Origin of the sequence: Aeromonas sp. FDAARGOS 1406, assembly GCF_019048565.1 — a bacterium.
In the GTDB taxonomy this organism is placed as follows: Bacteria; Pseudomonadota; Gammaproteobacteria; order Enterobacterales; family Aeromonadaceae; genus Aeromonas; species Aeromonas caviae.
The window spans coordinates 378,969-404,538 of the sequence record NZ_CP077378.1 but is presented as its reverse complement, the minus strand read 5'-3'; the positions used below and the strand labels follow the sequence as shown (position 1 = coordinate 404,538).

General features: G+C 59.6%; 18 protein-coding genes. 6 read left to right on the top strand and 12 right to left on the bottom strand.

Annotated features, from left to right (window positions below; genetic code table 11):
* The first annotated feature begins 122 nt into the window (after window positions 1–122).
* Together I6L36_RS01890 and I6L36_RS01885 are read left to right on the top strand one after the other, a co-directional pair.
* A complete protein-coding gene (locus I6L36_RS01890; protein WP_143237541.1) occupies window positions 123–1,151 on the top strand; it encodes a tyrosine-type recombinase/integrase in 1,029 nt (342 codons plus the stop codon).
* Window positions 1,152–1,314: 163 nt separating this feature from the next.
* Window positions 1,315–1,599, top strand: coding sequence for a RepB family protein (locus I6L36_RS01885; RefSeq protein ID WP_041201618.1), 285 nt, complete (start codon window positions 1,315–1,317; stop codon window positions 1,597–1,599).
* A 234-nt stretch (window positions 1,600–1,833) separates the two neighbouring features.
* On the opposite strand, the gene rsmF is transcribed toward I6L36_RS01885, so the two are convergent.
* The 4 genes from rsmF to I6L36_RS01865 all read right to left on the bottom strand — a co-directional run bounded on the left by rsmF (window position 1,834) and on the right by I6L36_RS01865 (window position 7,228).
* Window positions 1,834–3,264: a 16S rRNA (cytosine(1407)-C(5))-methyltransferase RsmF gene (rsmF, locus tag I6L36_RS01880; protein WP_029314541.1), complete on the bottom strand. Its 1,431-nt coding sequence runs from the start codon at window positions 3,262–3,264 to the stop codon at window positions 1,834–1,836.
* A gap of 129 nt (window positions 3,265–3,393) precedes the next feature.
* Entirely contained in the window at window positions 3,394–5,946 is a 2,553-nt protein-coding gene (locus I6L36_RS01875; RefSeq protein WP_010674752.1) for an MlaD family protein, read from the bottom strand.
* Window positions 5,947–5,997: 51 nt separating this feature from the next.
* On the bottom strand, window positions 5,998–6,606 hold the full coding sequence (locus tag I6L36_RS01870; RefSeq protein WP_010674753.1) for a paraquat-inducible protein A: 609 nt from the start codon (window positions 6,604–6,606) through the stop codon (window positions 5,998–6,000).
* On the bottom strand, window positions 6,584–7,228 hold the full coding sequence (locus I6L36_RS01865) for a paraquat-inducible protein A (RefSeq protein ID WP_010674754.1): 645 nt from the start codon (window positions 7,226–7,228) through the stop codon (window positions 6,584–6,586). Before I6L36_RS01865 ends, I6L36_RS01870 begins: the two co-directional genes overlap by 23 nt.
* Before the next feature lie 220 nt (window positions 7,229–7,448).
* Between I6L36_RS01865 and I6L36_RS01860 the strand changes: the two genes are divergently transcribed.
* From I6L36_RS01860 to fabA, 4 genes are all read left to right on the top strand, one after another.
* Window positions 7,449–7,754, top strand: coding sequence for a YebG family protein (locus I6L36_RS01860; protein WP_010674755.1), 306 nt, complete (start codon window positions 7,449–7,451; stop codon window positions 7,752–7,754).
* Between the two features lie 280 nt (window positions 7,755–8,034).
* The gene (locus I6L36_RS01855) at window positions 8,035–9,330 is read left to right on the top strand and encodes a site-specific integrase (protein WP_041201615.1); all 1,296 of its coding nucleotides are present in this window, start codon (window positions 8,035–8,037) and stop codon (window positions 9,328–9,330) included.
* Between the two features lie 207 nt (window positions 9,331–9,537).
* The gene (locus I6L36_RS01850) at window positions 9,538–11,517 is read left to right on the top strand and encodes a Lon protease family protein (protein ID WP_041211430.1); all 1,980 of its coding nucleotides are present in this window, start codon (window positions 9,538–9,540) and stop codon (window positions 11,515–11,517) included.
* A gap of 78 nt (window positions 11,518–11,595) precedes the next feature.
* Entirely contained in the window at window positions 11,596–12,156 is a 561-nt protein-coding gene (gene fabA / locus I6L36_RS01845) for a 3-hydroxyacyl-[acyl-carrier-protein] dehydratase FabA (protein ID WP_010674758.1), read from the top strand.
* Between the two features lie 80 nt (window positions 12,157–12,236).
* On the opposite strand, the gene rmf is transcribed toward fabA, so the two are convergent.
* The 8 genes from rmf to I6L36_RS01805 all read right to left on the bottom strand — a co-directional run bounded on the left by rmf (window position 12,237) and on the right by I6L36_RS01805 (window position 25,464).
* Window positions 12,237–12,413, bottom strand: a complete 177-nt coding sequence (gene rmf / locus I6L36_RS01840; RefSeq protein ID WP_010674759.1) for a ribosome modulation factor — start codon at window positions 12,411–12,413, stop codon at window positions 12,237–12,239.
* 160 nt (window positions 12,414–12,573) lie between these two features.
* A complete protein-coding gene (locus I6L36_RS01835; RefSeq protein ID WP_010674760.1) occupies window positions 12,574–14,223 on the bottom strand; it encodes a DUF3466 family protein in 1,650 nt (549 codons plus the stop codon).
* A gap of 8 nt (window positions 14,224–14,231) precedes the next feature.
* On the bottom strand, window positions 14,232–16,142 hold the full coding sequence (locus I6L36_RS01830) for an ABC transporter ATP-binding protein (RefSeq protein ID WP_216986951.1): 1,911 nt from the start codon (window positions 16,140–16,142) through the stop codon (window positions 14,232–14,234).
* Window positions 16,143–16,214: 72 nt separating this feature from the next.
* Window positions 16,215–16,442, bottom strand: coding sequence for a glutaredoxin family protein (locus I6L36_RS01825; protein ID WP_010674762.1), 228 nt, complete (start codon window positions 16,440–16,442; stop codon window positions 16,215–16,217).
* A complete protein-coding gene (gene rlmKL / locus I6L36_RS01820) occupies window positions 16,442–18,613 on the bottom strand; it encodes a bifunctional 23S rRNA (guanine(2069)-N(7))-methyltransferase RlmK/23S rRNA (guanine(2445)-N(2))-methyltransferase RlmL (RefSeq protein WP_039040793.1) in 2,172 nt (723 codons plus the stop codon). Before rlmKL ends, I6L36_RS01825 begins: the two co-directional genes overlap by 1 nt.
* Before the next feature lie 308 nt (window positions 18,614–18,921).
* Entirely contained in the window at window positions 18,922–19,458 is a 537-nt protein-coding gene (locus I6L36_RS01815; RefSeq protein WP_041211431.1) for a cell division protein ZapC, read from the bottom strand.
* 85 nt (window positions 19,459–19,543) lie between these two features.
* Window positions 19,544–20,554 carry a quinone-dependent dihydroorotate dehydrogenase gene (gene pyrD, locus I6L36_RS01810; protein ID WP_039040791.1) on the bottom strand — a complete coding sequence of 337 codons (1,011 nt, stop codon included), beginning with the start codon at window positions 20,552–20,554 and terminating at the stop codon, window positions 19,544–19,546.
* Between the two features lie 47 nt (window positions 20,555–20,601).
* Window positions 20,602–25,464, bottom strand: coding sequence for an NAD-glutamate dehydrogenase (locus I6L36_RS01805; protein WP_216986950.1), 4,863 nt, complete (start codon window positions 25,462–25,464; stop codon window positions 20,602–20,604).
* Window positions 25,465–25,570: the final 106 nt, after the last annotated feature.

The window sequence follows — 25,570 nt, the reverse complement described above, 5'->3', positions numbered from 1 at the left end:
GAGGGAGCTGAAATGGGTTAAAGCACTCTTCATAAGTATCGATAATATTCATTATCGATACTTGATAGATCTGAATGATCCTGTAAGATCCACCGAAACTCCGCTTTAAATCATAGAGTTAAGTGAACTACCCAAGCCTTCAAAACCCAGTTCAGCAATCCTTGCAAAGCGTCTTCGATCCTCAGCTGAACAGCCGGGCAAGACGCTTCCTGCGCAGCGCTAAAGCCGACTCCACCCTCAATGCCTATCAGGCAGATACCCGTATCTTTGTCTCCTGGTGCCAACTCCATGGGCTGGATCCCTTGCAGACAACACATCACGACATCATGAATTTTCTGGCGGATCAGGCCGACGGCATCCTGGCCAACTGGGTCTGGCTGGACAAGGAAGAAGGAAAGGGGGAACTTCGCAACGGGGAACCTCGCAAACCGGCCACCCTGGTAAGACGGCTTGCCGGCATTCGTTATGCCTTCAAGCAGAAGGGGATCCACCCCATGCCGACAGAGCATGCGGAGATAAAGGAGATGATGCGGGGCATAGTACGGCTCGGTGATAACCGCAAACGCAAAACGGGGGCGCTGACCCTGAAACCATTGGCCTGCGTATTGGACGAGATAGACACCAGCAACCTGGCTGGGCTTCGAGATTACACCCTGTTGCTCCTGATGTTCAGTGGCGCCTTGCGTCGATCGGAAGCGGCCAGGATCGAGGTGAATGACGTGCAGTTTGTGGGGCAGGGGATACGCCTTTGTCTCAAACCAAGCAAACATCAGCTCCATGAATCGGAGATAGCACTCATTCCAGGAACCCGGTATTGCCCGGTCTCTGCACTGCAACAATGGCTGAAAAAAAGCCGGATTGCTGAGGGCCCCCTGTTTCGTCGAATGAATCGCTGGGGACAGCTGATGACAGATCCCCTGGGGCCGCAAGGTATCAACTTGATGATCAAGCGGCGAACCGGCCAGGCCATCGACGATCTCCACGTCAGTGGCCACAGTTTGCGGCGGGGGTTCATCACCTCGGCGGTGACGGCGGGCAAGCCGATGAACAAGATCATCGAGGTGACCCGACACAAGGACATGCGCACCTTGCAGGAATATTTCGACGATGCCCACAAGTTCTCCGATCACGCCCTGGATGGGTTGTTATAGAGAACCGCGCCTCTCCATTTTTTATGTTAAATGATATCCTGTTGATCTGGTGATATATTCATGTCGTCCTCCACAGACATCATAACGGTGGGAGAGTCGTAATCCGATTTACTTTCGTAGAAGATGCCAATGAAAAATGAGAGATAACATTCACGATGTAGACATGTCGGAAGGTCACGATAGCCAGGAATTGAAGAAAAGCGCTGCGCAAGAGAATGCCGAACGGCAGCGCCAGCACGTGAAGCGCAAGCAGGAAACCCACAGCCGGTTGCAATGCTGGATAAGCAATCGTCATGCAGAGAGGTTGGCCATGCTGGGGCAACAACTGGAAGACAGTCAGGCCTCCATCATCGAGCAGGCAATCGATCTGCTCTATCAGCACGAACTGCAACAAACGACCAACGCGCAGCAGAGCGATATCCCCGAGTCGGCAGACATACTCGAATAGACGATGGTATCGAACCGGCGTGATTGAAAAAGGAAGACAAAAAAAGCCAGGTACGAATTCCTTGTACCTGGCATAGGGGAATTGGCTCCTTGCAGAGCCGTGCGCTAACTGGTATGCAGATAGCCTTAAGCTTAGACAAGGCTCTAGGCATTTCAAGAACCGGATAAAAGTTCAACCAGAGTGGGGGTTTTTCAGACTCGAACAGGCGCTATTTTTGCTCGAGCGACCCCACTCTCACGCATTGAACAGGTTGTTATCCCGTACCAGCTCCCGGGGCAGGGCATTCTTGATGCGACTCCCCACCCATTTCCCCATGCCGAGCGGGTGCCCCTGGTAACGAACGATCACTTCCCCAGTCCCGGCATCCTGCTCTGGCCAGACATCTCGTCCCATCATGAATTCACGGGCATTGGAGGCATCCAGCTCGACGCATCCCTTACTCGCCTCATGGCCGTAAGCCAGAGCCCATTCATGGGTCAATCGATATCCCTTCTTGAAGGTCTCAGCCAGCTTGATGCCGATGCGATCGAAGCGCAGCTTCCCCTGTACCTGCTCGAAGGCGTGAGGGAAGAGCCAGATCTCGTCATTGCGGCCAAACAGTTGGCCATGGGGCACGATGCCAAAATTCCCTTCAATCTCCCGCAGCATGGGGCCAGCCTCTTTCTCTGGCAGCGGCGAGAAGGGGAACTTGCCGAGCTTGCCCGGTTTGAACATGGTGTTGGGCACGGAGTGATGCTTGCGCAACCGGGCGACGAAAAATCCTTCACTGTCGAAGATCTGGGGCCAAACGTGCAAGTATCCCTCCGGTGTACAGGCTTTCTCCGCTCCCGGAAAGAGATCGGCCAACGAGTCAAAGCTGAAGGCATCACCGAACTTCTCCTGCAACGACTGACAGACGGCCTGATTCTCTTGCAGGCTCAGGGTGCAGGTGGAGTAGACCAGTACGCCGCCGGGTTTGAGGGCGTGAAAAGCGCTCTCCAGCAGGCCACGCTGCACCGCGGCAATCTCGTCGATGCTCTCGAGACTCCAGTTGCGCAGCGCGTCTTCATCTTTTCGCACCGTCCCCTCGCCGGAGCAGGGGGCGTCGAGCAGGATGGCGTCGAAGGTTTCAGGCAGCCATTGGCCAAAGACCTTGGCATCGAAATGGGTCATGCCGACGTTGGTCACACCGCAGCGCTGGATATTGGCGCTCAGCACTTTCAGCCTGCTGCTGGAAAACTCGTTGGCGATCAGCATGCCGCGGTTCTCCATCAGCGCCGCGATCTGGGTAGTCTTGGAGCCAGGGGCGGCGGCCGCGTCCAGCAACATGCCATCCCCTCTGGTTTGCTCACTGGCAAAGAGCGCCGTCACCGGCAACATGGAGCTCGCTTCCTGAATATAGAAGAGGCCGCACAGATGCTCGGCCGTGTTGCCAAGGGGGACGCTCTCATCACTGCGGGTGAGCCAGAAGCCGGTTTCACACCAGGGCACGGGATCCAGCTGCCAGCCAAGCGGCGCCATGCGGGCGACAAACTCGGATACCGTGATCTTGAGGGTGTTGACCCGGATGCTGCGCCGCAGCGGCTGCCGGCAACTCGCCACGAATGCCTCCATGGAGAGATGGGATGGCATGAACTCCGCAATGTGACGCAGGAAGTGATCGGGGAGGTAGGTGTTGTCGTGCACGGCGCAATCTCGCTGACCCAAAATGAGGGGCGACATCTTACCACAGTGCGCCGCCCTTCTTGATGGGAGAGTCCATGAGGCCATAAAAAAACCGGCACAAGGCCGGTTTTTGACGAGCAGGGGAATAACTCAGGGCAAGATGCGGGGACTCCACTCCAGCCACTCTTTCTCTGCCTTGGCATGAAGCGGATAACGATGGCCCGCCTTGACGGTCGCGCCCATCTCCCGCTCCGGCGTATTGAAGGCAATCCCGCCCGCCAGCAGGCTTTGCACCGTTTCGACCTCGATGGTGCCACCGGTCAGCCCGATATCGGCCTTGACCCCGGAGACATTCCAGAACCGGCTGTTGGCGCGTATCAGATGGGCGTACTGTCCATCCACATTCACATCGATCAGCACCTCGCTGCCATCCCGGGCCAGGGTCACGCCGGTGACGCTGCCCACCACCATCTTGCGAAACAGCAGGGGGCTGCCCACGCTGATGCCATCGACGGAGGGGCTCTTGAGGGTCAGGGCAAGACCGGCGGGGCCACTCTGGCTCAAGGGGAAGGTCTCCTTGCCAGCCCCTCGGCCCGGTGTCGCCTCCACAAAGGCCCCCTTGATCAGGGTATCGAGGTGGGCAACGCCTCCCAGCCCGACCTTGGCCTGCACCAGTGCATAGCGCGCCCCGGATTGCAGGAAGCGCGCGGCATATTGCTCATTCAGCTCGGCCTTGAAGCTTACCTGGCCCAGGGTCGGATCCAGTTCCACCTGCTCCACCTTGCCGATGTCCACTCCGCGATAGCGGATGGGGCTGCCGACCCCGAGACCCGGGTTGTGATCCGCCGTGAGCGTGAGGGTACGCACCTGGGAGCTTGCCTGCTCCTTGCTGTCAAAGAGCTGATGACTGCTGCGACCTGTCCCCAGCTTGTCGAATTCGATGGCACCACGCAGCAGGGTGGCGAGGTTCCCCATCTTGACCTGCACGCCGTCGAGCCGGATCTTGCCGTCGATGGCGGCCTTCTTCCAGAACTGAGGTTGCTGCTTGAGCAAAGGAGCATAGATGGCATCGATCTCCAGGGTGATGGCCACCCCGCGATCATCGGCATCCAGCGCCTTGACCTTGCCCGCTTCCAGTCCCAGATAGAGGACGGGGGAGCCCACACCGATCCCATCAGCCTGAGCGGCACGAAGCGTCCAGCTGACCGCTTTGGCATGGCGGCTCCCAAGCAGGGCCAGCTCCTGGCTGGGGTAGAGGCGGTCAATCCTGTCACCCTTCGGGGCCTGTACCAGCTTGATGCCCCCCGCCAACCAGGCACTGGCCGGGCTGGTCTCCACCTTGATACCGCTGAGGTCCGCCTCCACCTGCAAGGGGGCGGCGCGATAGAAGCGAGCCCGTTGCAGCAGATGGCGATAACGCTCGTTCACCAGCAACTCGACACTGGCATTGCCGCCGGCATCCAGGGTCAGTGCCCCGAGCTGACCTATCTGCAACCCCTTGAACCAGAGCGGAGCCCCTTCGCTCAAACCGGCGAGATCCTCTGCCTGCAGGGTCAGCTTGATGCCGCCGCGCTGTGCCTGGCTCTCCAGGGTCATGGTGTTGACCCGTTTACCGGGTTCATAGTCCAGACGAATGGCGGGCCCGGCCAGCAGGCGATCCGCATGCTTGATCCCGGCAGGGGAGAGAGAGACCGTCTCCCACACCAGACGACTCTTGCCGGTCACCCGGAACGCCTGCTCGGGGTTGATGAGGGCCGTCACGCTCCGCCCCTGTTCGGTGAGGCGAATGGGGTCGATGCGTCCAATCTCGATGCCCTCATAGAGGATGGGCATCCCTTCCTTGATGGGCAGAGTCCCCGCCTGGATGGTGATGCGCTCACCCCGGGCGGCCTCGGCCAGCCCCTTGTAGAGGATGAAGTTGACCCCCTTTTGCGCCACGGGAGAATCCTTGGGGGAGTCAAACGCAATGCCGCCGCTCAGGATGGAGGTGAGACTGCCCGCCTCCACGCTGACGCCAGCCAGGCTGAAGGAGCCCTTGATGCCGCTGATGTTCCAGAAGCGGGTATCCGCCTTGACGAGGTGCTCGAAGCGCGGCTCGATCACCAGATCCAGGATCACGTTCTGGTTCTCTTCCCCAAGACGGGTGTTGATGACACTGCCCACCTCCAGCCCGCGGAAATAGATCTTGGCACCGATGCCCACCGACCCCAGAGAATCGGCTGTCAGGTGCAGGGTTCGCCCCTGGGCCTGATAACCAGGGGGAGGGCCATCCAGGGCATCGAACTCATCCTCCAGCGGGTTGTTCTCCCGTCCGGGTTGCAGGTTGATGTAGTTGCCGGACACCAGGGTGTCCAGGCCGGAGATCTCGGTCAGTGACGCCTTCGGACTCACCAGCCAGAAGTCGGAGCCCTTGCGTATGAGGGAGCGGGCACGGCTGTCCACCTTGGCCAGCACCGCAATCTTGCGACCATCCTGTGCCAGTTCCAGCTCCTGGACCACGCCGATGGCGACCCCCTGATAGCGCAACTGGGTCTTGCCCGGCAAGATACCGTTGCCCTGGGCAAAGTTGATGCGAATGAGTTGACCACTGCTCGTCCACTGCTGGTAGAGAAAGCCTCCCGCCAGCAAGAGGGCGATGAAGGGCAGCAACCAGACCGGTGATAACCAGCGGTGCTTCTCAATGACGGGCTCAGCCCCGACCATACCGACTCCTTACATTGGCTGTGATGCACAGCGCGTTCGACACAAAAAACATTAACGGGCCGCCTTGTCCCACAACAGGCGGGTATCGAGCATCCTGGCCGACATCATGGTGAGCACCACCACGCCGGCGAACGCCGTCGCCCCGGGGCCGGCACGCACATTGAGCAGCACGCCGCGATCCACCAGGGCCACCATCAGCGAGATGACGAACAGGTCCAGCATGGACCAGCGTCCGATGAAATCGATGATGCGGTACATGACGAGTTGGCGTTTGCGGCGCACCGGCTTGCTGCGCTGCAACTGCCAGCAGATCCAGCCAAGACCCAGGATCTTGCCGATGGGCACGATGATGCTCGCGGTCAGTACTATGGTGGCGATGCCGGACATCTTGCTGCGATAGAGCGCCATGATACCGCTGAAAATGGTATCGGACTGCAATAATCCCTTGTTGTAGAAGTGGGTGATGGGCAGCAGGTTTGCAGGCAACAACATGAAGGTGGCCAGCGCCAGCAGGCCCCATGACCAGGCGAGGGAATGGGGAATGCGCATCTGCAAGGGGGTATGACAACGAGGGCAGCTCATGCCGTGTTGATGGCGCACCAGCAACCCACAGGTATGGCAGCGGCAAAGCCCCAGTTCACGGGCGCTGATCGGGGACATGGTCCGGCTCCCGGGAGGCATGTTGCAGCGGAATCCGCTCCCAGTAAGGGGCAGGATCAAAGAGGATCAGCAACGTCATGTTGAGCAGCATCAGACAACCCAGGCTCAGCAGACCGCCTCCCAGGCGCACGTCGGCGATGTCGATAAGCTTGAACAGGGCGACCAGCAGGCTGACGATGTACACCTCCAGCATGGCCCAGTGGCGAAATACCTCGACCGCTTTGAGGGTCCACGCCAGCAGATGCCAGCGCTTGGCCAGGCCGGAGGCGAGGGCAAAGATCCCGAGCAGCAGCCCTGTCGGCGCCAGCACGGCGCACCAGAGCACCAGTGTTGCCACCCAGAGCTCGCTCTCGGCATACAGCATCATAATTCCCTTGATCAGGTTGGCGTCCGAGTTCACGCCCGCCAGACGAAGATAGATCAAAGGCTCAAAAAACGCGGAAGGCAGCAACAGGAATCCGGTGATGGTCAGCGCCATCAACTGGGAAGGGCGAAAGGCATAGCGCCCATACAGATGCTGATGACAGCGGGGGCAATGGGCGTGACGGCGCAGCGGCAGCAACTTGCGTTCGATCAGCAAGTCACAGGCCGGACAGACAATCACCGAGTGCGGATCCGACATACGATTCAACCTGTTGAAGGAATTGATGAAATTTACCTTAAAACGCCTGCCCTGTCTTGCCGCGCTGCACACCCCCCTTTGAAAAGACGTGTTTTCCGCTGTGAACTGGCCGCCGCCAGCCAAGCAGGGGCTGGCGATGCACGCCGACATGCTGAGGGTATTTGCAATACTGTATATACGTACATATACTTGCGGTCACTATCATCAGGAGGGCGCCGCGATGGCCGTTGAGATCAAGTATGTTGTGGTACGTGGGGGAGTGGAGAAGATGACCTTTGCCAGCAAGAAAGAGGCGGATGCCTATGACAAACTGCTGGACACCGCCGATGAGCTGATGACACTGCTGGCGGGTGCGCCGGTCGCGCTTGCACCGGAGCAGCAGGAGAGTCTGGCCTTTTATCTGGCCGAGCAGCGGGATCAGTTGCAGCAGGTATTGCGCGGTGGAAAAGGGCAGGGGAATTCCCCCAAAGAAGACAAGCTGGATACTGAACTGCCAAAGGGGAAGCCCCTGAAGAGCGTGGCTTGAGACGAAAGGGCGGGGAAGGGGATGTGAGGCAGAATCCACTTTCTCATTCATGAAAAGTGCAACTTAAGTCATTGTCACGCCTCTTTTCCCCGAGAATTTTCCAACCACACCGCATATTTATTGAATATGCCGATTGCTCGTTATCATGGGGTATCACAGCAAGATGCCTCAGGTCGTTGCCCCCAAGGCGCACTGCAACCCCTGATGCCGATAACCCCATTTATCGGCATCAGGGGGGTGCGGCCCCGTTCAAAACATTCAACCGACATCACACACCATCATGACTCATCCAGCACTTCCACCCGCCATGCCACTGTTCGATAGCGTGGACCACCTTGAGGCGGGCAATCCCCAGGTCAACCAGTACCTCGCCACCCTGAGTCTTGGCAAAGTCCCCGACGCGGGGATCGTGTATGAGCTGGCCGTCGACTGGCTGCTGGAGCAGCGCCACAGCGAAAACAACTACAAGACCTATCGCAGTGAGCTGACCACTTTTTTGCACTGGTGTTTTTGCGAGGTGGCCATCAGCCCCAGGGATCTCACCAGGCGCATCATGATGCGCTATCTCGACTATTGCCAGGCGCCACCGTCCAGACTGATTGCCTACCGCAACGTCGCCCAGTTCGTGCTCGACAAGGAGTGGGGGGAACGGTTGCCAAACCCCCTGTGGCGTCCGTTTCTTGGCAAGCGGGAACTGGGCCGGGAGCTACCGTATCGACTGAGTGAGCAGGCGATGAAGACAAAACTCGCCATTTTGTCCGCCTTCTTCCAGTTTCTCATCCAGGAGGAGTACATGGATCGCAATCCGGCTCTCCTGCTGCAGCGGGTTAAACGTGCGGGCCCCCAGGAGGCTGGTGAAGACGCGCAATCCTTCACTGAGCTGCAATGGTCTTATGTGATGCAAGCCGCCGAACAGCTCGCTGCCGAATGCCCGGCACAACATGAGCGCAGCCGCTTTCTCATCTGTCTGATGTATGCCTGTTATCTGCGGATTTCCGAGGTGGCGGCCAGGCCGGGTTTCAGCCCCGTCATGGGCCAGTTTCGACGTGACGCCAAAACGGGCGTCTGGGGTTATGACATTCCCCGCAGCAAAGGCGGTAAACGTCGCACCGTGGCCGTTTCTCAGGCTCTGCTCGAAGCCCTGACTCGCTATCGTACCTTTCTTGGCCTTTCGCCACTGCCGGCCCCCGGCGAGCAGACCCCGCTGTTCGTACGCCACAAGGCGGCGGCCCATGGCCGCGAACAAGGCGAACTCAATGCCAATCTGGGTATCCGCCAGCTTCGAGACCTGGTAATGGCGGTATTTGAACAGGCCGCAAGCCTCGCCGAACAAGACGGTTTTGATCAGGATGCCGCTGAAATGCGAACCCTGACGCCGCACTCCATTCGCCATACCGGTATCACCCATGACATCAATCTGCACGGCCGGCCTTTATCCCACGTACAAGCCGATGCGGGACACGACAGCATCGACACCACCTCCAAGTACCTGCACACCGGCAACCGGGAACGTCACGAGAGTGCCAGCCGCAAGCCGCTGGATCACTTGCTCGACCAGAACCGTACATATGACTGATAACCAATGGTGAACAATAAAACTGCACTCATAACCAAGACACGGGACCTAAAGGCAATCCTTGATTGATTATGCCCTGGGACTCATAAAATACGACACTGCGCATAATGCATATTATGTTAAATGAAATATCTTGGTATTCTGTCACCCTCAACCGAACTGTGTATAATGGTGGCAATTGATCCTATCCCCGACCGGATGTCTTAAGTGGCTGAATTAACATCAGAACAATTAAAACCCGCTTTCTCGATTGAGCAGTTCCCCACACTTGGCGAACTCGACCCCATTCCGTTTGCCGCCCTGCAACCCAGAGCGATTTCGGGTATCAAACGGCTGGCCAGTTTTGATGGTGACTGCCCGGTCATGATCCTCAACGGTTTCCCCGGTGCAGATTACGAGAATGTCTGCCAGACCCTGATCGCCTCTTCGAATGGCAAGGATGGCGACCTGTTCGATCTCTGTTATACCGAGAATCTCAACAACCCTTTCAAGCCCATCTGGCTGCGCCTGCAACCGGGCTCGGGTTTCGAGTTCTGCGAAATGGTCGGTGAGCTGCTCAAGCTGATGAGCCACCATCTCGACGCCGAGCGGCTGGTCACCCGGATCATCCGCAAACAGAACAACGACCCCAAGATCGTGGATTTCCTCTCCGATCTGGCCGCCCATGTCGCCCAGGGCCTCGAGTTCCAGCACCCGGTGCTCATCAACCTGCTGATCCATCATGAGGATCAGCAAGCCCCTGTCGTCTACGGCCGTGACCTGAACTGGGATACCTTGTTCGGCTCTATCAACTATCAGACGGAACAAGGCTCCGTCTACGCCAACCAGCACCTTTTGGAACCTGGTCTGCTGCGGGAAGCCAACGGTGGTTACCTGATACTTCAGCTCGATGAGCTGCTGGATCAGCCTCATCTCTGGTTCAAGCTCAAAAACGCCATGCAAAAAGGCGAGCTGGACTGGAATGCCTATCAGGAAGGCAAGACGCTGACACCGTTCTTCACCCCGGAAGCGACCCCCATCCGGTTCAAGTTGATCCTGGTCGGTGACAGGCTGGACGTGGCGGAATTCCAGATGCTGGACAGGGACATGGCGGAGCGCATCTTCCTGCGTGCCGATCTGGTCTCCGAAGTGAACATCGAGGAAGATCTCCCCGCCTTCCTGCAATATCTCGCCTGGCTGCGAGCGCGCTGGGCGCTGCTGGATTTCACGCCAAGTGCCCTCCTCGCCCTCTGTCGCCATGCCAGCCGCCTGTGTGACCACCAGGAGTGGCTATCCCTCTCCGAGGTACAGCTCGGCGCCATCATGCGCATGGCCGACAGCCTGGCCCGCGAGCTGGAAGCGACCAGCGTCACTGACGAACATATCCTGCTCGCCCTGGAAGAGCAGGATTACCGCCTCAACTATCTGGTGGAGCAATCGGATCAGGGTGTTATCGACGGCCAGATCCTGCTGCAGACCGACGGTGAAGAGGTTGGCCAGATCAACGGCCTTTCCGTCATCCAGGTGGCCGGCCATCCCTATGACTTCGGGGAGCCGGTACGCCTCACCGCGACCGTCCACCTCGGGGATGGCGATGTGGCTGACATCGAGCGCAAGGCGGAGCTCGCCGGGCACATTCACGCCAAAGCCATGATGATCATCCACGGTTACCTCTCCAACAAGTTCGGCGCAGAGAACCCCTCGCCGCTCTCGGCCAACCTGGTGTTCGAGCAGTCATACCACGAGATCGATGGTGACAGCGCCTCCCTGACCGGCCTGTGTGCCCTGCTCTCTGCCCTCGCCCGCCAGCCCATCTACCAGCACTTCGCTGTGACCGGTGCGGTCGACCAGTTCGGCAATGTGCAGGCCGTTGGCGGCGTGAACGAGAAGATTGAGGGCTTCTTCCGGGTGTGCAAGATCCACGGCCTCACCGGCAAGCAAGGCATTCTGCTGCCCGGCACCAACGCCCAGCAGCTCAACCTCTCTGATGAAGTGATCGCGGCAGTAGAGGCCGGCCAGTTCCACATCCACCCGGTGGATCACGTGGAAGAGGCTATCGAGCTGCTCACCGGCTGCGTTGCTGGCGAACCAGACATGCCGGATACCCTGTTTGGCCGCATCCAGGAGAGACTGGACGAACTCAATGGCACGGCAACCAAGAGTGGCGGCCTGCTGCGCAGCCTGCTGGATCGGCTGCTTGGCCGTTAAATGAAGTGATCGGAGTTGTTTAGCGAACATCTGTAAGCTAAATTGGCCCGGCTTTGACCCATATGAAGGATAAACAGCGTGACCCTAGATAACGACACCACTGATCCCCGCCTCTCCCTGTGCGAACAAGGCAAAGAGTCCTTTACCCGTGAAGAGCTGCTTGCCTGCAGCCGTGGCGAATTATTTGGTGAAGGTAACAGCCAGCTGCCCGCCCCCAACATGCTGATGATGGATCGCATCGTCAAGATCAACGACCATGGCGGCGAGCACGGCAAGGGTGAAATCCTGGCTGAACTCGATATCACGCCGGATCTCTGGTTCTTCGACTGCCACTTCCCCGGCGATCCCGTCATGCCCGGCTGCCTGGGCCTGGATGCTATGTGGCAACTGGTCGGCTTCTTCCTGGGCTGGAAAGGGGGTCCTGGCAAAGGACGTGCGCTGGGTGTCGGTGAAGTCAAGTTCACCGGCCAGATCCTGCCGACGGCCAAGAAGGTCACCTACAAGATCACCTTCAAGCGCGTCATCAACCGCAAACTGGTCATGGGCATTGCCGATGGCGTCGTGGAAGTGGATGGTCGCCCCATCTACAGCGCCACCGATCTGAAAGTGGGCCTGTTCAAAGACACCACCGCATTCTGATCCTGCTCCTGGGTGAGCAGAGACAACGTAAAGGGGCCACGATGGCCCCTTTCCTATTGTAATGAGTGATGAAGTATCGGTTACTTCATGAAGAGGCCTGAGCCTCGCCCTTCCATGGCATCGCGCCAACCACCAAGCCAATGGCCCCTGGCATCCAGGCACTGGTACGGACACGCTTCTTTCTGTTTGCCGACTACGCCAGCCTGATAACCACGAGCGCGAGCTCTCTCCAGACGGTCCCGTTTCTGTCTCTTCATCATCTACGACCCTCTTCGTGGAACAAAAAAAGCGACCAGTTTTTCACCGGTCGCCTTCATCTTTACCCCAGGGGGGAGGCAGGGTCAAACAAAAAATTCCATGCTATTCAGGGGTTGTGACACAAGATACTGAACTGCATTAATTTTTGATGACACTTACTTATCGCTGATAGCGACGCAGCCAGGCAAAGGGCAGCGCCAGCAGAGTCAACCAGAACAGGCTGCCACCACCGCCCTCGCCACCATCCTGACCGGTCTGGTTGTTGACCGGCGCATTGCTGACCACATAGCTGGCCGGGGCATTGCCCTGATAATCCGCCACGGCCGGCGTCAGTTTGACGGCGACCACGGTGGCGTTGGCGCGTTTGTTGAGGTCGCTCTCGCTGTCATAGCGATACGCCGTCGCGGCAATGGTGCCGTCGCTGCTGATGCCGCTGGCATAAGCGATGTGATAGTACTTGCCGTTCTGGGCACACTGCTTGTTGCCGGCGTCATCCTTGCCACAGATGAGATCGTTCAGATACCAGCTGTTGGCCGGGGCGGCCGCGTTCAGCAGGAAGGCTTCCTGCATGCGGTTGGTGCCATTGACCACCGGTTGGGTCTGATGGCGGGAGTCGCGCCAGCCAACCACCATGTTGTGCTCGTTGATGGCGGCCGCTTCCGAGCCTGCCCCCGAGACCGGCTTGTCTTGAAGAGGAAGGCTGGCCGCCGTACCCGGCTTGCTCAGGTTGAACAGGAACATCTCCACCGGGCGGTTCTGACCCTTGTTGATGCGATAGCGCTGGTTGCCGATCACGTAGCCGTTGTCGTTGACGGCCACGGCCCAGCTGTGTTGCAGCTTGGCATCGTCCTTGCCAGGCTCGCCATCCGGCAGCGGGATGATCTTGGTGGTGCCCACGGTGCCGGCAGCCGTATCCAGGGTCCAGTAGCTGGCGAGGTTGCGGCCATCCAGATCACCGGTGCCCACCTCGCCGGTAGAGCTGTAGCCCACGCCGTAGAGGGTGCCGTTGTACTTGGCCACGCCCAGTGCAGAAGCGGTTTGCAGCACCTCGTCACGCTGATGGCCATAGGTGCCGGCCTGCATCAGCTTGTTGAACCCGCCCGAGCTGTTGAGCAGCCAGAAACTCGCCTGGGTATCGACCCCGGGGCAGTAGCGGAAGTCACCGTACTGGCTGTCATTGCCCGTCTCGAAACACCACTTGTAGAAATCACCGCCCACCTTGTGGCGATACTTGTCGCTGGCCGCGGTACCGGTCACCAGATACTGACCGTTGTCCAGCTTCTTGATGGAGGTGGGTACGCTCAGGCCGTGGGTGCTGGCCGCATCCTTGAGCTCGACCGGGTTGCCGTCATTGACCACGGCAAAGGCGGTGCGCAGCTTGCCATTCATCTTGTAACCGACCCGATCCTCCGGAACATCCCCGAGGGCCGTCACCAGGCCATCGACCTCGGAGCTGGTCACGTAGCCCAGGTTGCTGCGTTGATCCACCTTGTCCAGGAAGTCGCGACGCCACTGGTAGGCAAAGCCCGAGTTGTCGCTCCAGAAGGAGTTGCAGACCGAGTTGGAGAGCATGCAACCCTGCTCGAAACGGAAACGATCCACCAGGAAGTCGGCAAACCGCACGGTGGAGAAGTATTCCGCCATGTTGTTCTTGGTGTTGAGCCCGATGAGGCCGTTGGCATCGCCGCTGATCCCGCTGGCATAGCCTTTGACTTCGTCATCGACGATGGTGAAAAAGGAGCTTTGTGCCGCCTGCGCGTTGAGGCTGGCGCCGACCAGGATGGCCAGCATGGATAATTGCTTTTTCATCTACTTCCTTAGTCTTGATGTTTCAACGCTTCCAACTCCTCCCAACGGGAGAAGGCGTGTTCCAATGCGGCCTCTGCCGCATTCAATGCATCCAGTTTGGGCTGGGTCTGCTCTGCTGGCAGGGAGAAGAAACCGGGGTGGTTAATCTCGGCCTGCAGGGCATCGAGTTCCATTTCCAACTGTTCCAGCCGGGCTGGCAGATTATCCAGCTCCAGTTGCAACTTGTAAGAGAGTTTTCGTGTTTTTTTCGCAGGCTCCGCTGCCGATGCGACAGGCTCTGCCACCTTGACCGGGGCCGGCTTGGCCGTCTGTTGGGCGGCCTGCAGGGCTCGTGTGGCCATCATGTCGGCGTAGCCCCCGACATAATCGCTGATCCGTCCATCCCCTTCAAACAGCCAGCAGCCGGTCACGGTATTGTCGATGAAACGGCGATCGTGGCTGACCAGCAGCAGGGTGCCCGGATAATCGGTGAGCAGCTCTTCCAGCAATTCCAGCGTTTCGACATCCAGGTCGTTGGTTGGTTCATCCAGAATCAACAAGTTACTGGGTTTGAGGAAGAGTTTGGCCAACAGTAGACGGTTTTTCTCGCCCCCTGACAAGGCCTTGACCGGGGTGCGCGCCCGCTTGGGCTCGAACAGGAAGTCCTGCAGGTAGCCAAGGATGTGGCGGGAGCGGCCGCGAAACATCACCTCCTGCTTGCCCTCCCCCACGTTGTCCACCACCGTCTTCTCGGGATCGAGCTGCTCACGGTATTGATCGAAGTAGGCCACTTCCAGGTTGGTCCCCTGGCGCACCGAGCCACGGCTCGCCTCGAGCTGGCCCATCAGCAGCTTGATCAGGGTCGACTTGCCGCAGCCGTTGGGGCCAACCAGAGCAATCTTGTCCCCGCGCAGCACCTGCAGATCCAGTCCCTGGAACAGGGTGCGATCACCAAAGTCCAGCCCCAGCCCCTCGGTCTCGAACACCAGCTTGCCGGAGCGGCCCGCCTCGTCCAGTTGCAGCTTGGCCTTGCCCTGCAGTTCCCGGCGCTGGGTGCGCTCCATGCGCATCGCCTTGAGGGCCCGCACCCGTCCCTCGTTGCGGGTACGACGCGCCTTGATCCCCTGGCGGACCCACACCTCTTCCTGGGCCAGCTTGCGGTCGAACTCGGCGTTTTTCAGCTCCTCGACCCGCAACCACTCCTCCTTGCCTTGCAGATATTCGTCATAGTTACCGGGCCAGGAGGTGATCACGCCGCGATCGAGATCGATGATCCGGGTCGCCAGCTTGTGGATGAACTCCCGGTCGTGGGAGATGAAGACGATGGCGCCACGAAAGTCCTTGAGGAACTCTTCCAGCCAGTTGATGGCATCGATGTCCAGATGGTTGGTCGGCTCGTCCAGCAGCAACAGGTCCGGGTCACACGCCAGGGCGCGGGCCAGAGCCACCTTGCGCAGCCAGCCGCCAGACAGACTGTCGAGCGTCACATCAGGGTCGAGATCGAGCAGGGTCAGCACCTGATTGATGCGGGTTTCGTACTGCCAGCCGTTCTGATAGTCGAGCTGCTCCTGCAACTGGCTCATGGTGCGAATGTTGGCATCGGAAGGGTCGTGCGCCAGGGCGTGGGAGACATGGTGGTACTGCTTGAGCAGCTCCCCTACCCCGGCCAGCCCTTCTGCGGCGTAATCGAACACGGTGATCTCGCTCGAGGCGGGCGGATCCTGCTCGAGGCGGGTCACTTTCAAATCTTGTTGCAACACCAGACGGCCGTCGTCCAGCGGCAGTTCGCTGGCAATCACCTTCATCAGGGTGGACTTGCCCGCCCCGTTGCGACCCACCAGACAGAGGCGCTCGCCCCGCTCTATGGTGAGCTCGGCATGGTCGAGCAGCGGAAAATCACTGAACGACAGGGACGCGCCGTGCAATGTCAAAAGAGCCATGTTTGTTCCTTGTTGCTTATGAAAAAACGGGCGGCAGCGTGAATCTGCCCCCGTTTTGTCGTCAAATCCTGCTCACCCCTGTGCCAGCCAGCCTTGCAGCTCCCCCAGGGTGAAGGGCCAGCCCAGCTCCCGGCCGGCACTGTCTTGCAGCACCGGGATGCGCACCCGGTAAGCCTCGAGCCAGGCCTCCTCCTCCAGGATGTCGCAGCGGCGGGTCTGCGCGGCCATCCCGGCCTGTTCCACCAGCGTCCACGCCTGTTCGCACAGGTGGCAGCCGTCGGTGTGAAACAGGGTCAGCATCAGCCTTGTGCCTCGGCGTGGGTGATGATCCAGCAGTTGTGGATATGCTGGTTGCGCTCGAAGTCCTTGGGCCGGGTCTTGTTCGTGATGTTCTGCGCCTTGAGACCGATGGCGTCAAGGCCGGCCAAGTCCATCTTGAAGTGGCGTTTGTTGTTGGAGAAGACCAGGGTGCCGTCCGCCGCGAGCAGGCGCTTGAGGTGCTGCATCAACAGCAGGTGATCCCGCTGCACGTCGAAGCTCTCGTCCATCCGCTTGGAGTTGGAGAAGGTGGGCGGATCGATGAAGATGAGGTCGTACTGCTCGTCGGCTTCCGACAACCACTTCAGGCAGTCCGCCTGCACGAACTTGTGCTCGCGGCCCACCAGCGAGTTGAGGCGCATGTTGTCCTGGGCCCAGTTGAGGTAGGTGCGCGACATGTCCACCGTGGTGGTTTCGCGGGCGCCGCCGAGCCCCGCGTGCACGGTGGCACTGCCGGTGTAGGCGAAGAGGTTCAGGAAGCGCTTGCCCTTTGCCATCTGGCCCAGCATGCGGCGGGTCTGGCGGTGGTCGAGGAAGAGGCCGGTGTCCAGATAGTCGTAGAGGTTGACCCAGAGGCGTGCACCGTACTCCTGCACCTCCATCCGGTGCTGCTCTTCGGAGAGCTTCTGGTACTGCTGTTTGCCTTCCTGGCGCTCGCGCACCTTCAGGATCACCTTCTCGCCGTCCATGCCGGTCACCTTGATGGCGGCCTGCACCATGTCCAGCAGACGCTGGCGGGTTTTCTGGGCGGGAATGTCCTTGGGCGCCGCGTACTCCTGTACCACCAGATAATCCTGATAGCGGTCGATGGCGGCGTTGTATTCCGGCAAGTCCGCGTCATAGAGGCGGTAGCAATCGAGGTTCTCCTTGCTCGCCCATTTCTCGAGGGTCTTCAGATTCTTGCGCAGACGGTTGGCAAAGTCCTGGGCCACCTCTTTCTGGGAAGCGACGGCATCGAGGGCGATCTGATAGTTGCGCAGCTGGCACTCGAGGGCGCCGTTGAACAGGCGATACTGCTTGTCGGCACGCAAGCGCAGGCAGCTCAGGAGTTCGGGAGAGGCGGAGAGAATGGTGACCTTCCACCCCTGGAAGCCGCGGCGCAGGGCATCGCCAAGGGCCTGATGCACTTCCAGCAACGCCGGGAATTCACCGAGACGCTCGCCATAGGGCGGGTTGGAGATGAGCATGCCGACCTGACGGCTCTCTCCTTCCACAGCCGGCATCGGCAGCGGATTTTCCAGCTTGGTGACATCGGCCTGCTTGAAGGTAATGAGATGGGCCACGCCGGCGGCCTTGGCGTTGTCACGGGCCTTCATCAGGACCCGGGTATCCGCATCGCAACCGAACAGTTTCACCTCGCAGCGCTGCATGCCGCGCTTGGCACGCACCTGGGCTTCCATCATCAGACTCTGCCACAGTTCACCATCGTGTTGCAGCCAGCGATCGAAACCGAAGCGCTCACGGCGCAGCGCAGGCGCCATGTCGGCAGCGATGAAGGCCGCTTCAATCAGCAGGGTACCGGAGCCGCACATGGGGTCCATCATGGGCTCGCCAGCCCAGCCGCTGCGGGCAATCATGGCCGCAGCCAGGTTCTCTTTGAGGGGCGCCTCGCCGGTGCCCTGGCGATAGAAGCGCTGGTGCAGCGCCGGTCCTGACAAGTCCAGCGTGATATTGGCCTTGCCTTTGCCAAGGTGCGCCATGATGCGAATGTCCGGAGACTTCTTGTCCACATCCGGGCGCACGTGGCCGCGCTTGGTGAAGCGATCGACGATGGCGTCCTTGATCTTCAGGGCGCCGTACTGGGTATTGCGAATGGAGGCGTTGGTACCGGTAAAGTCCACCGCGATGGTGGCGGTACCGGAGAAGTGCTCCTCCCAGGGAATGGTATGAGCCCCGAGGTAGAGGTCCAGATCGTCGTTCATCTGGAACTCGGAGAGCACCAGCACGATACGGGAGGCAAAGCGGCTCCACAGACAGGCCTTGTAGCCGATGGCCAGTTCGCCCTTGAAGTGGACGCCGGCCACGGTCTCACGGACCTGCTCCGCACCCAGATTGGTCAGCTCGACGGCCAGCAGGTTTTCCAGCCCCTTGGGGCAGGTTGCAAAAAATTCTTTCATCACGCTCACGGGGATGCCATAAAAATAGTGCCGCATTATACCTTATCGGCCCGCGCTCGGCACTCGAACCTTGGACAAAGGCGCCATATAAACGGCAAGAGGCGCGGCAGACTCTCCCCTCCCCCCTTGCGGGCGACAGGATCCCGCTCTTGGCTGGCAGCTGTCTACCATCACATTCGTAAAGAATTCGAAAATCTTGCCCGGACCAGGCAGAAAATGGTCGTGACGACCAGACGAAGGAAAAAGACAAATAATGGAACAAGAGAGAGACTGTGCGCTTAAATATCAGACCAATATAGCAGGTCTATAACAGACTTATTCGTCGCCATATAACGGCCCCATCGTCAGCCCACTTCCCGATATTGTGTCTGTGCCCGGACTCTGGCTTGCATCCGGTTATTCATCACCTTGATCACGGCAAAGCGCGGCAGCGTCTTGCTGTTGGTCAGCACCAGTTCGTCGGTCAGGTTCAGGCAAACGCTCGCCTGATCGCCGGCTTCGATGACCATGAATTCCCCCCGACCGTGGGGAGTATCCATCCACACCAGGGATCCCATCTCTGGAATAACATGAGCCTGCTGTTCATGAAAGAACCAGCTTTGCGGCATCAGGGGTTTATAAAAACGGCTGACGGCGATGGCATTGAGGACCAGCTGGACCTGGTGGGGCGTACTCCAGTCGAGTTCAGCAGCCTTGTCCATCAACTGGTAATAGAGGGCGGCATCATCCACACAAAAAGGCTGGGTGGTGAAAGAACAGGGAACAAGTTGTCGACCTTTATATTCGGTGGCAAATATCATGCGATCGGACAAATCCAGCATCAGGCGATCATCCTGAGCGTCATAATGCCACTGCCAATTGTCATTGGGTTGAATACACATGGTGGTGCCCTTATCTAAGCCGTCCCTCGACTTTATTCCATGTCGAGAATTTGAGCAACGTTAAATAAGGGCAACCGGTTATTTTTTAAATATGGGTAACGATCTCTTTGACCAGACTCGGCCCTTTATAAATAAAGCCGCTGTAAATCTGGACAAGACTGGCACCCGCTGCCAGTTTTTCCCGAGCCGCCATGGCGCTGTCGATACCACCCACACCGATAATGGGCAGGGCGCCGTCGAGGGCCTTGGCCAGGTGGCGGATCACCTCGGTGCTCTTGTGCTGGAGCGGACGACCGCTGAGCCCGCCAGCCTCTGCGGCATGGGGCATGTCATATATCATCTCCCGCTCCAGAGTGGTATTGGTGGCGATGACACCGTCAATACGGTTCTTGATCAAAGAGGCGGCTACCTGATCTATTTCATCGAGTGACAGATCCGGGGCAATTTTCACGGCCAGCGGCACATACTTTTTATATTTCTCGGCCAGCTCCTGTTGACGCTGTTTCAATGCGGCCAGCAGTTCATCCAGTGCATCGCCATATTGCAATTGACGCAGACCCGGGGTGTTTGGCGAGGAAATATTGACCGCAATATAACCGGCGTGGTCATACACCTTGTCCATGCAGAGAAGGTAATCATCCTTGCCCTGCTCGATGGGGGTGTCCTTGTTCTTGCCGATATTGATGCCGATCACCCCCTGATATTTGGCCTCTTTCACCTTGGCCACTAGGTGATCGACTCCCTTGTTGTTGAATCCCATGCGATTGATGATCCCCTCGGCCGGGATCACCCGGAAGAGACGAGGCTTGTCATTGCCGCTCTGGGGTCTGGGGGTCACGGTACCGACCTCGATGAAACCGAACCCCATGGCGCCGAAGGCATCAATGCACTCCCCGTCTTTATCCAGACCGGCGGCCAACCCCACCGGATTGGCAAAATTAAGCCCCATGACGGTGACGGGGCGTTTGGGCAGAGAATGGCGGAAGAAACAATCAAGCGGGGTACCGAGAAGGCGGGGCAAATATTTGATGGAGAGATCGTGAGCCTGCTCCGGATTGAGTTTGAACAGGAAATGCCTGGCGAGTGGGTACAGCATGCTTGCTCCTTAAAAAAAGCCCCGGCAACTGGCCGGGGCTTTTGGGGTTATGCCGAGGTTCGGCAATTCAACTGGAGCAGGTTCAACTCTCGCAAGGCCACCGAGAACTTGGCGAACTCGTGCGTGCTCGTGGTCTTGAAGTCGGCCAACATGTGGGTCCAACGGGACAAGAGTTGCTCATGCTCCGAAATCCAGTCGGCCAGTATGGTAGCGCATTCCCCCTGCTCTTTGCACCCTTCCAGTACCACGGAGGTGAGGCTGCGTTGCTGCCAGTCCAGATCTTCGCGGAAGGAGGCCCGCGCCATCGCCTGCCAGTGGTTGCCCACCGGCTGATGGTTGATCTGTTCAAGGAACCAGTGCAGATCCAGCTTGGCACCCAGGCGGTAGTAGACGTTGGCAACCCGCAGGATGTCGGTCTTGTGCTCCGCGGCAATCTGCGCCAGATCCAGGCAGGAGAAGAGGCTGCTCATGTGGGCCACGCGACGGGCGATGGCCTCCGGCACCTGTTTCTCCACCAGGGCGGCGACCGCCTGGCGGTGTTCGGCCACTTCGCTTTCGTCCATTACCTCGTAAAGGTGCTGACTCAGGGTCTCGAAGGCCGGGCGGAAGAAGGCGATGTTCTCGCCGATGCTCCAGCTGCGGTTGCGGGCGCGCAGGAACCAGCGGGTGGCGCGGCGTACGATGCGGCGGCTGTAGAACATCAGCTCGAGCTGGGTCTGGGCATCCACCCCGTTGTCACACCCTTCGATGTCACGCCACAGGGCGCCGAGGCCGAACACTTCCCGGGCCATGGCGAAGCAGCAGGCCACTTCCGCCACCGAGGCACCGGTCTCGTCCTTCATCCGGCTGGCGAAGTTGAGCCCCATGTCGTTGACCAGCATGTTGGCCACCCGGGTCGCGATGATCTCGCCTCGCAGCGGATGCTGGGCCAGGGCCGCGCCAAATTGCTGCTGCAACTGGGTCGGGAAGCTGGTGACCAGCATGTTGGCGAGGAAGGGCTCGTCGGTCACTTCCGGGCAGTTGAGCTGCTCTTTGAGCACCATCTTGCCGTAAGCCACCAGTACCGCCAGCTCGGGTCGGGTCAGCCCCTGCCCTGCCGCCATCCGCTCGGAGAGCTCCTCGTCGGAGGGGAGGAACTCGAGCGCCCGGTCCAGCTTGCCTTCCCGCTCCAGCCCCTGGATGAAGCGCTGCTGCTCTTTCAGCTGCTCAGCACCACGGAAGGCGGTCACCGAGATGGATTGTGACTGGCGATAGGCGTTGGTGATGACCACCTGGGCCACCGCATCCGTCATCTCGTAGAGCATCTGGTTACGCTGCTTGAGAGTCAGATCCCCGGCGGCCACCAATTGGTTCAGCAGGATCTTGATGTTGACCTCGTTGTCGGAGCAATCCACCCCGCCCACGTTGTCGGTGAAGTCGGTGTTGATGCGACCACCCTGACTGGCATACTCCACCCGGCCAAGCTGGGTGAAGCCCAGGTTGCCACCCTCGCCCACGATGCGGGCACGCAGGTCACGACCATTGACCCGCAGCACGTCGTTGCTGCGATCCCCGACGTCGGCGTCGCTCTCGCGGGCACTCTTCACATAGGTGCCGATGCCGCCGTTCCAGAGCAGGTCGACGTTCAGGCAGAGCAGCGCCTTGATCAGCTCGTTCGGGGCCATGCCGCTCTTGTCGGTGCCGAGCAGGGTCTGCATTTCCGGGCTCAGCTTGATGGACTTGGCAGAGCGCAGGAAGATGCCGCCCCCCTTGGAGATGAGCTCACGGTTGTAGTCATCCCAGCTGGAGCCGGGCAGCTCGAACAGGCGCTTGCGCTCGACGAAGCTCCCGGCCGCATCCGGGGTCGGGTCGACGAAGATGTGCATGTGGTTGAAAGCGCCCACCAGCTGGATGTGCTCGGAGAGCAGCATGCCGTTGCCGAACACGTCGCCGGCCATGTCGCCTATCCCCACGCAGGTGAAGTCGGTGGTCTGGCAGTTGATGCCGATCTCACGGAAGTGGCGCTTGACCGATTCCCAGGCACCGCGGGCGGTGATGCCCATCTTCTTGTGGTCATAGCCGACCGAGCCGCCGGAGGCAAACGCATCGCCGAGCCAGTGGCCGTATTCGAGGCTTATCTCGTTGGCGATGTCGGAGAAGGTCGCGGTGCCCTTGTCGGCGGCCACGACCAGGTAATAATCATCCTCGTCGTGACGCACCACGGATTTTGGCGGGATCACCTCGCCGCCAATGATGTTGTCGGTCACGTCGAGCAGGCCGCGGATGAACAGACGGTAGCAGGCCTTGCCTTCCTCCTGGATGACGGCACGGGGGGCGCCTGCCGGCATCTGCTTGCAATAGAAGCCGCCCTTGGCGCCCACCGGCACGATGACGGTGTTCTTCACCTGCTGAGCTTTCACCAGACCCAGCACTTCGGTGCGGAAGTCCTCCTTGCGATCGGACCAGCGCAGGCCGCCACGGGCCACCTTGCCCCAGCGCAGGTGTACCCCTTCCACTCGCGGGGAGTAGACGAAGATCTCGAACTTCGGCAGCGGCAGCGGCATGTCGGTGATGCTGGAGGGGGCCAGCTTGAAGGAGATGTAGGGCTTGATGTTGCCCGCCTTGTCCAGCTGGTAGTAGTTGGTGCGCAGGGTGGCGTCGATCATCTCCACATAACGGCGAATGATGCGATCGTCATCCAGGTTGGCGACCTGATCCAGCTTGGCGGCGAGCTGCTCATGCAGCTTGGCGGATGCCTTGGCATCTTGCGATGGCACCTTGGCATCCTGCTTGATGGCCGGATCCAGGCGCTGTTCGAACAGAGTGAACAGCAGTTGGGCGATGTCCGGATAACGGGTCAGGGTCTCCTCGATATAGGACTGGCTGAAGGAGACGCCGGTCTGGCGCATGTATTTGGCATAGGCCCGCAGCACGGATACCTGACGACCGGTGAGGCCGGCCCCCAGCACCAGACGGTTGAAGCCGTCATCTTCCAGGGTCTTGTTCCAGATGGCGGCGAAGGCCTGCTGGAAGCGCTGCTGGCTCTGCTCCAGATCGAACGGTTGCTCACCGCGCAGCAGCATGGAGAAATCGAGGATCCAGAACACCTCGCCGGTGGGGGTCCGTACCTGATACGGGGTCTCGCCGATGACGCGCAGCCCCATGTTTTCCAGCATGGGCAGGACGTCGGAGAGGTGGATGGGTTCGCTTCGGTGGAACAGCTTGAGGCGTACCCGGCGATCGTTCTCCTCCTCCTGGGCGCGGTAGAACAGCATGCCAAGCGGCTCGGCCTCGCTCAATCCATCCAGGGCCATGATGTCCGCGACGGCAGAGCCCGGCAGCACATCTTCCTTGTAGGCACGGGGGAAGGCGGTGCTGAAACGGCGGCGCAGCTCGTTACCGCGGGCCTCGCCATAGTGGGAAAGCAGCACGGAATCCAGGCGGTCATCCCAGCTGCGGGCCGCTTCAATCAGGTTGTTCTGTACTTCGTTCACATCCACATCCACGTTGTTGTTGTTGACCCGCACTATGTAGTGGGTCCGTGCCAGCACGCCCTCGGTGAAGTAGACGTTGAACTCCACATCGATGCTGCTGCCAAAATATTTCTGCAAAATCTGCTGGGTCTTGACCCGCAGCGCCGTGTTGTAGCGCTCCTTGGTGACATAGACCATGCAGGAGAAGAAGCGGCCATACACGTCCCGGCGCACGAACAGGCGCAGCATGTCCCGCTCCTGCATCTCCAGCACCCCGAGACCGGTGGCCAGCAGCTCCTCTTCACGGGCCTGGATCAGCTCGTCGCGCGGGTAGGTTTCCAGCACGTTCAGCAACGCCTTGTAGGCATGGGAGCCCGACTCAAAGCCGGAGGCGGCCATGATGCGCTCGAGGCGGTGGCTGATGAGGGGGATCTGGGTCGCACTGGTGTTGTAGATGGAGGAGGCATAAAGGCCGATGAAGCGATCCTCTCCCACCACCTTGCCGTGCTCGTCGAAACGCTTGATGCCGATGTAGTCCACATAGGCCGGACGATGCACCCGGGACTTGCTGTTGGACTTGGTGAGGATCAGCAGGTCGGAACTGAGGGCCGCGTGACGGGCGCTGGCGGGCATGGTGCCGAGGCGCTGGCCTTCGTCCTTGATGGAGTTCTTCATCAGGCCCAGGCTGGACTCGGGCTGCGGCAGGATCTCGTGATCCCCCTCCACCGCCTTGACGTCGTAGCGACGATAACCCATCAGGGTGAAGTTGTGGGCTGCCACCCATTTGAGGAAGGCGACGCAGGAGTCCACCTCGGCCTGGCTGACCGGGTTCTTGCGTTTGGGCAGCTCTTCGATGATCTCGTTCAGGCGCGCCAGCATGGGCTGCCAGTCTCCCACCGCCAGGGCCACTTCCCGCGCGACCGAGTTGAGCTCGGCAGTCAGGGCGTCCATCTCCTCTTCACCGGTCAGGTGATCGATTTCGATGAGGAAGGCGGTTTCCACCGAGGTCTGCTCTGCGGTGTTGTCCAGATCCAGGATGGCGCCAATCTTGCCGCCTTCGCCGCGGATCAGGTGCAGCGGCTGGTGCAGCATCATGTGTGCGGTGATATTGAGACGCTTGAGCGCCATGCGGATGGAGTCCACCAGGAAGGGGGAATCCTGCAGGATGATCTCGACGATGGTATGGGGAGACTGCCATCCGTGGCGGGTCAGCTCGGGGTTGTAGACCCGGATATAGGGCTCGATGCCGGTACGGTGGTTGAGGGCATTCCACAGACTGAGGGCGGCACCATAGAGATCGCTGTCATTGCGGTCATGCAGATCAGTGCTGGCCATGTTGCCGTAGAACTTGGCAACGAAACATTCGACCAGGGAGGCACTGTTTTTCGGCAATTTCTGGTGGATCAGACTGAGAACGTTTTCGAGCAGAACGGAGGTAGGGGCGTCTTTCAATGCCATTGCTAGTTTCCTTATCGGACGACATCACAGACACGGCGACATCCACCCAGGATGCCCACCGGTACAGAGTTGCAGCGAAGTGTAATGGCTTGGATCAAGGAAGGCG

Excerpts from the sequence above, each read along its gene's own strand:
- rlmKL (WP_039040793.1), bottom strand. The coding sequence starts at position 18,613 with ATGCGGCACTATTTTTATGGCATCCCCGTGAGCGTGATGAAAGAATTT.
- I6L36_RS01805 (WP_216986950.1), bottom strand. The coding sequence starts at position 25,464 with ATGGCATTGAAAGACGCCCCTACCTCCGTTCTGCTCGAAAACGTTCTC.
- I6L36_RS01875 (WP_010674752.1), bottom strand. The coding sequence starts at position 5,946 with ATGGTCGGGGCTGAGCCCGTCATTGAGAAGCACCGCTGGTTATCACCG.
- I6L36_RS01815 (WP_041211431.1), bottom strand. The coding sequence starts at position 19,458 with ATGTGTATTCAACCCAATGACAATTGGCAGTGGCATTATGACGCTCAG.
- rmf (WP_010674759.1), bottom strand. The coding sequence starts at position 12,413 with ATGAAGAGACAGAAACGGGACCGTCTGGAGAGAGCTCGCGCTCGTGGT.
- I6L36_RS01865 (WP_010674754.1), bottom strand. The coding sequence starts at position 7,228 with ATGTCGGATCCGCACTCGGTGATTGTCTGTCCGGCCTGTGACTTGCTG.
- I6L36_RS01830 (WP_216986951.1), bottom strand. The coding sequence starts at position 16,142 with ATGGCTCTTTTGACATTGCACGGCGCGTCCCTGTCGTTCAGTGATTTT.
- I6L36_RS01860 (WP_010674755.1), top strand. The coding sequence starts at position 7,449 with ATGGCCGTTGAGATCAAGTATGTTGTGGTACGTGGGGGAGTGGAGAAG.
- I6L36_RS01870 (WP_010674753.1), bottom strand. The coding sequence starts at position 6,606 with ATGTCCCCGATCAGCGCCCGTGAACTGGGGCTTTGCCGCTGCCATACC.
- pyrD (WP_039040791.1), bottom strand. The coding sequence starts at position 20,554 with ATGCTGTACCCACTCGCCAGGCATTTCCTGTTCAAACTCAATCCGGAG.
- I6L36_RS01825 (WP_010674762.1), bottom strand. The coding sequence starts at position 16,442 with ATGCTGACCCTGTTTCACACCGACGGCTGCCACCTGTGCGAACAGGCG.
- I6L36_RS01885 (WP_041201618.1), top strand. The coding sequence starts at position 1,315 with ATGTCGGAAGGTCACGATAGCCAGGAATTGAAGAAAAGCGCTGCGCAA.
- I6L36_RS01855 (WP_041201615.1), top strand. The coding sequence starts at position 8,035 with ATGACTCATCCAGCACTTCCACCCGCCATGCCACTGTTCGATAGCGTG.
- I6L36_RS01835 (WP_010674760.1), bottom strand. The coding sequence starts at position 14,223 with ATGAAAAAGCAATTATCCATGCTGGCCATCCTGGTCGGCGCCAGCCTC.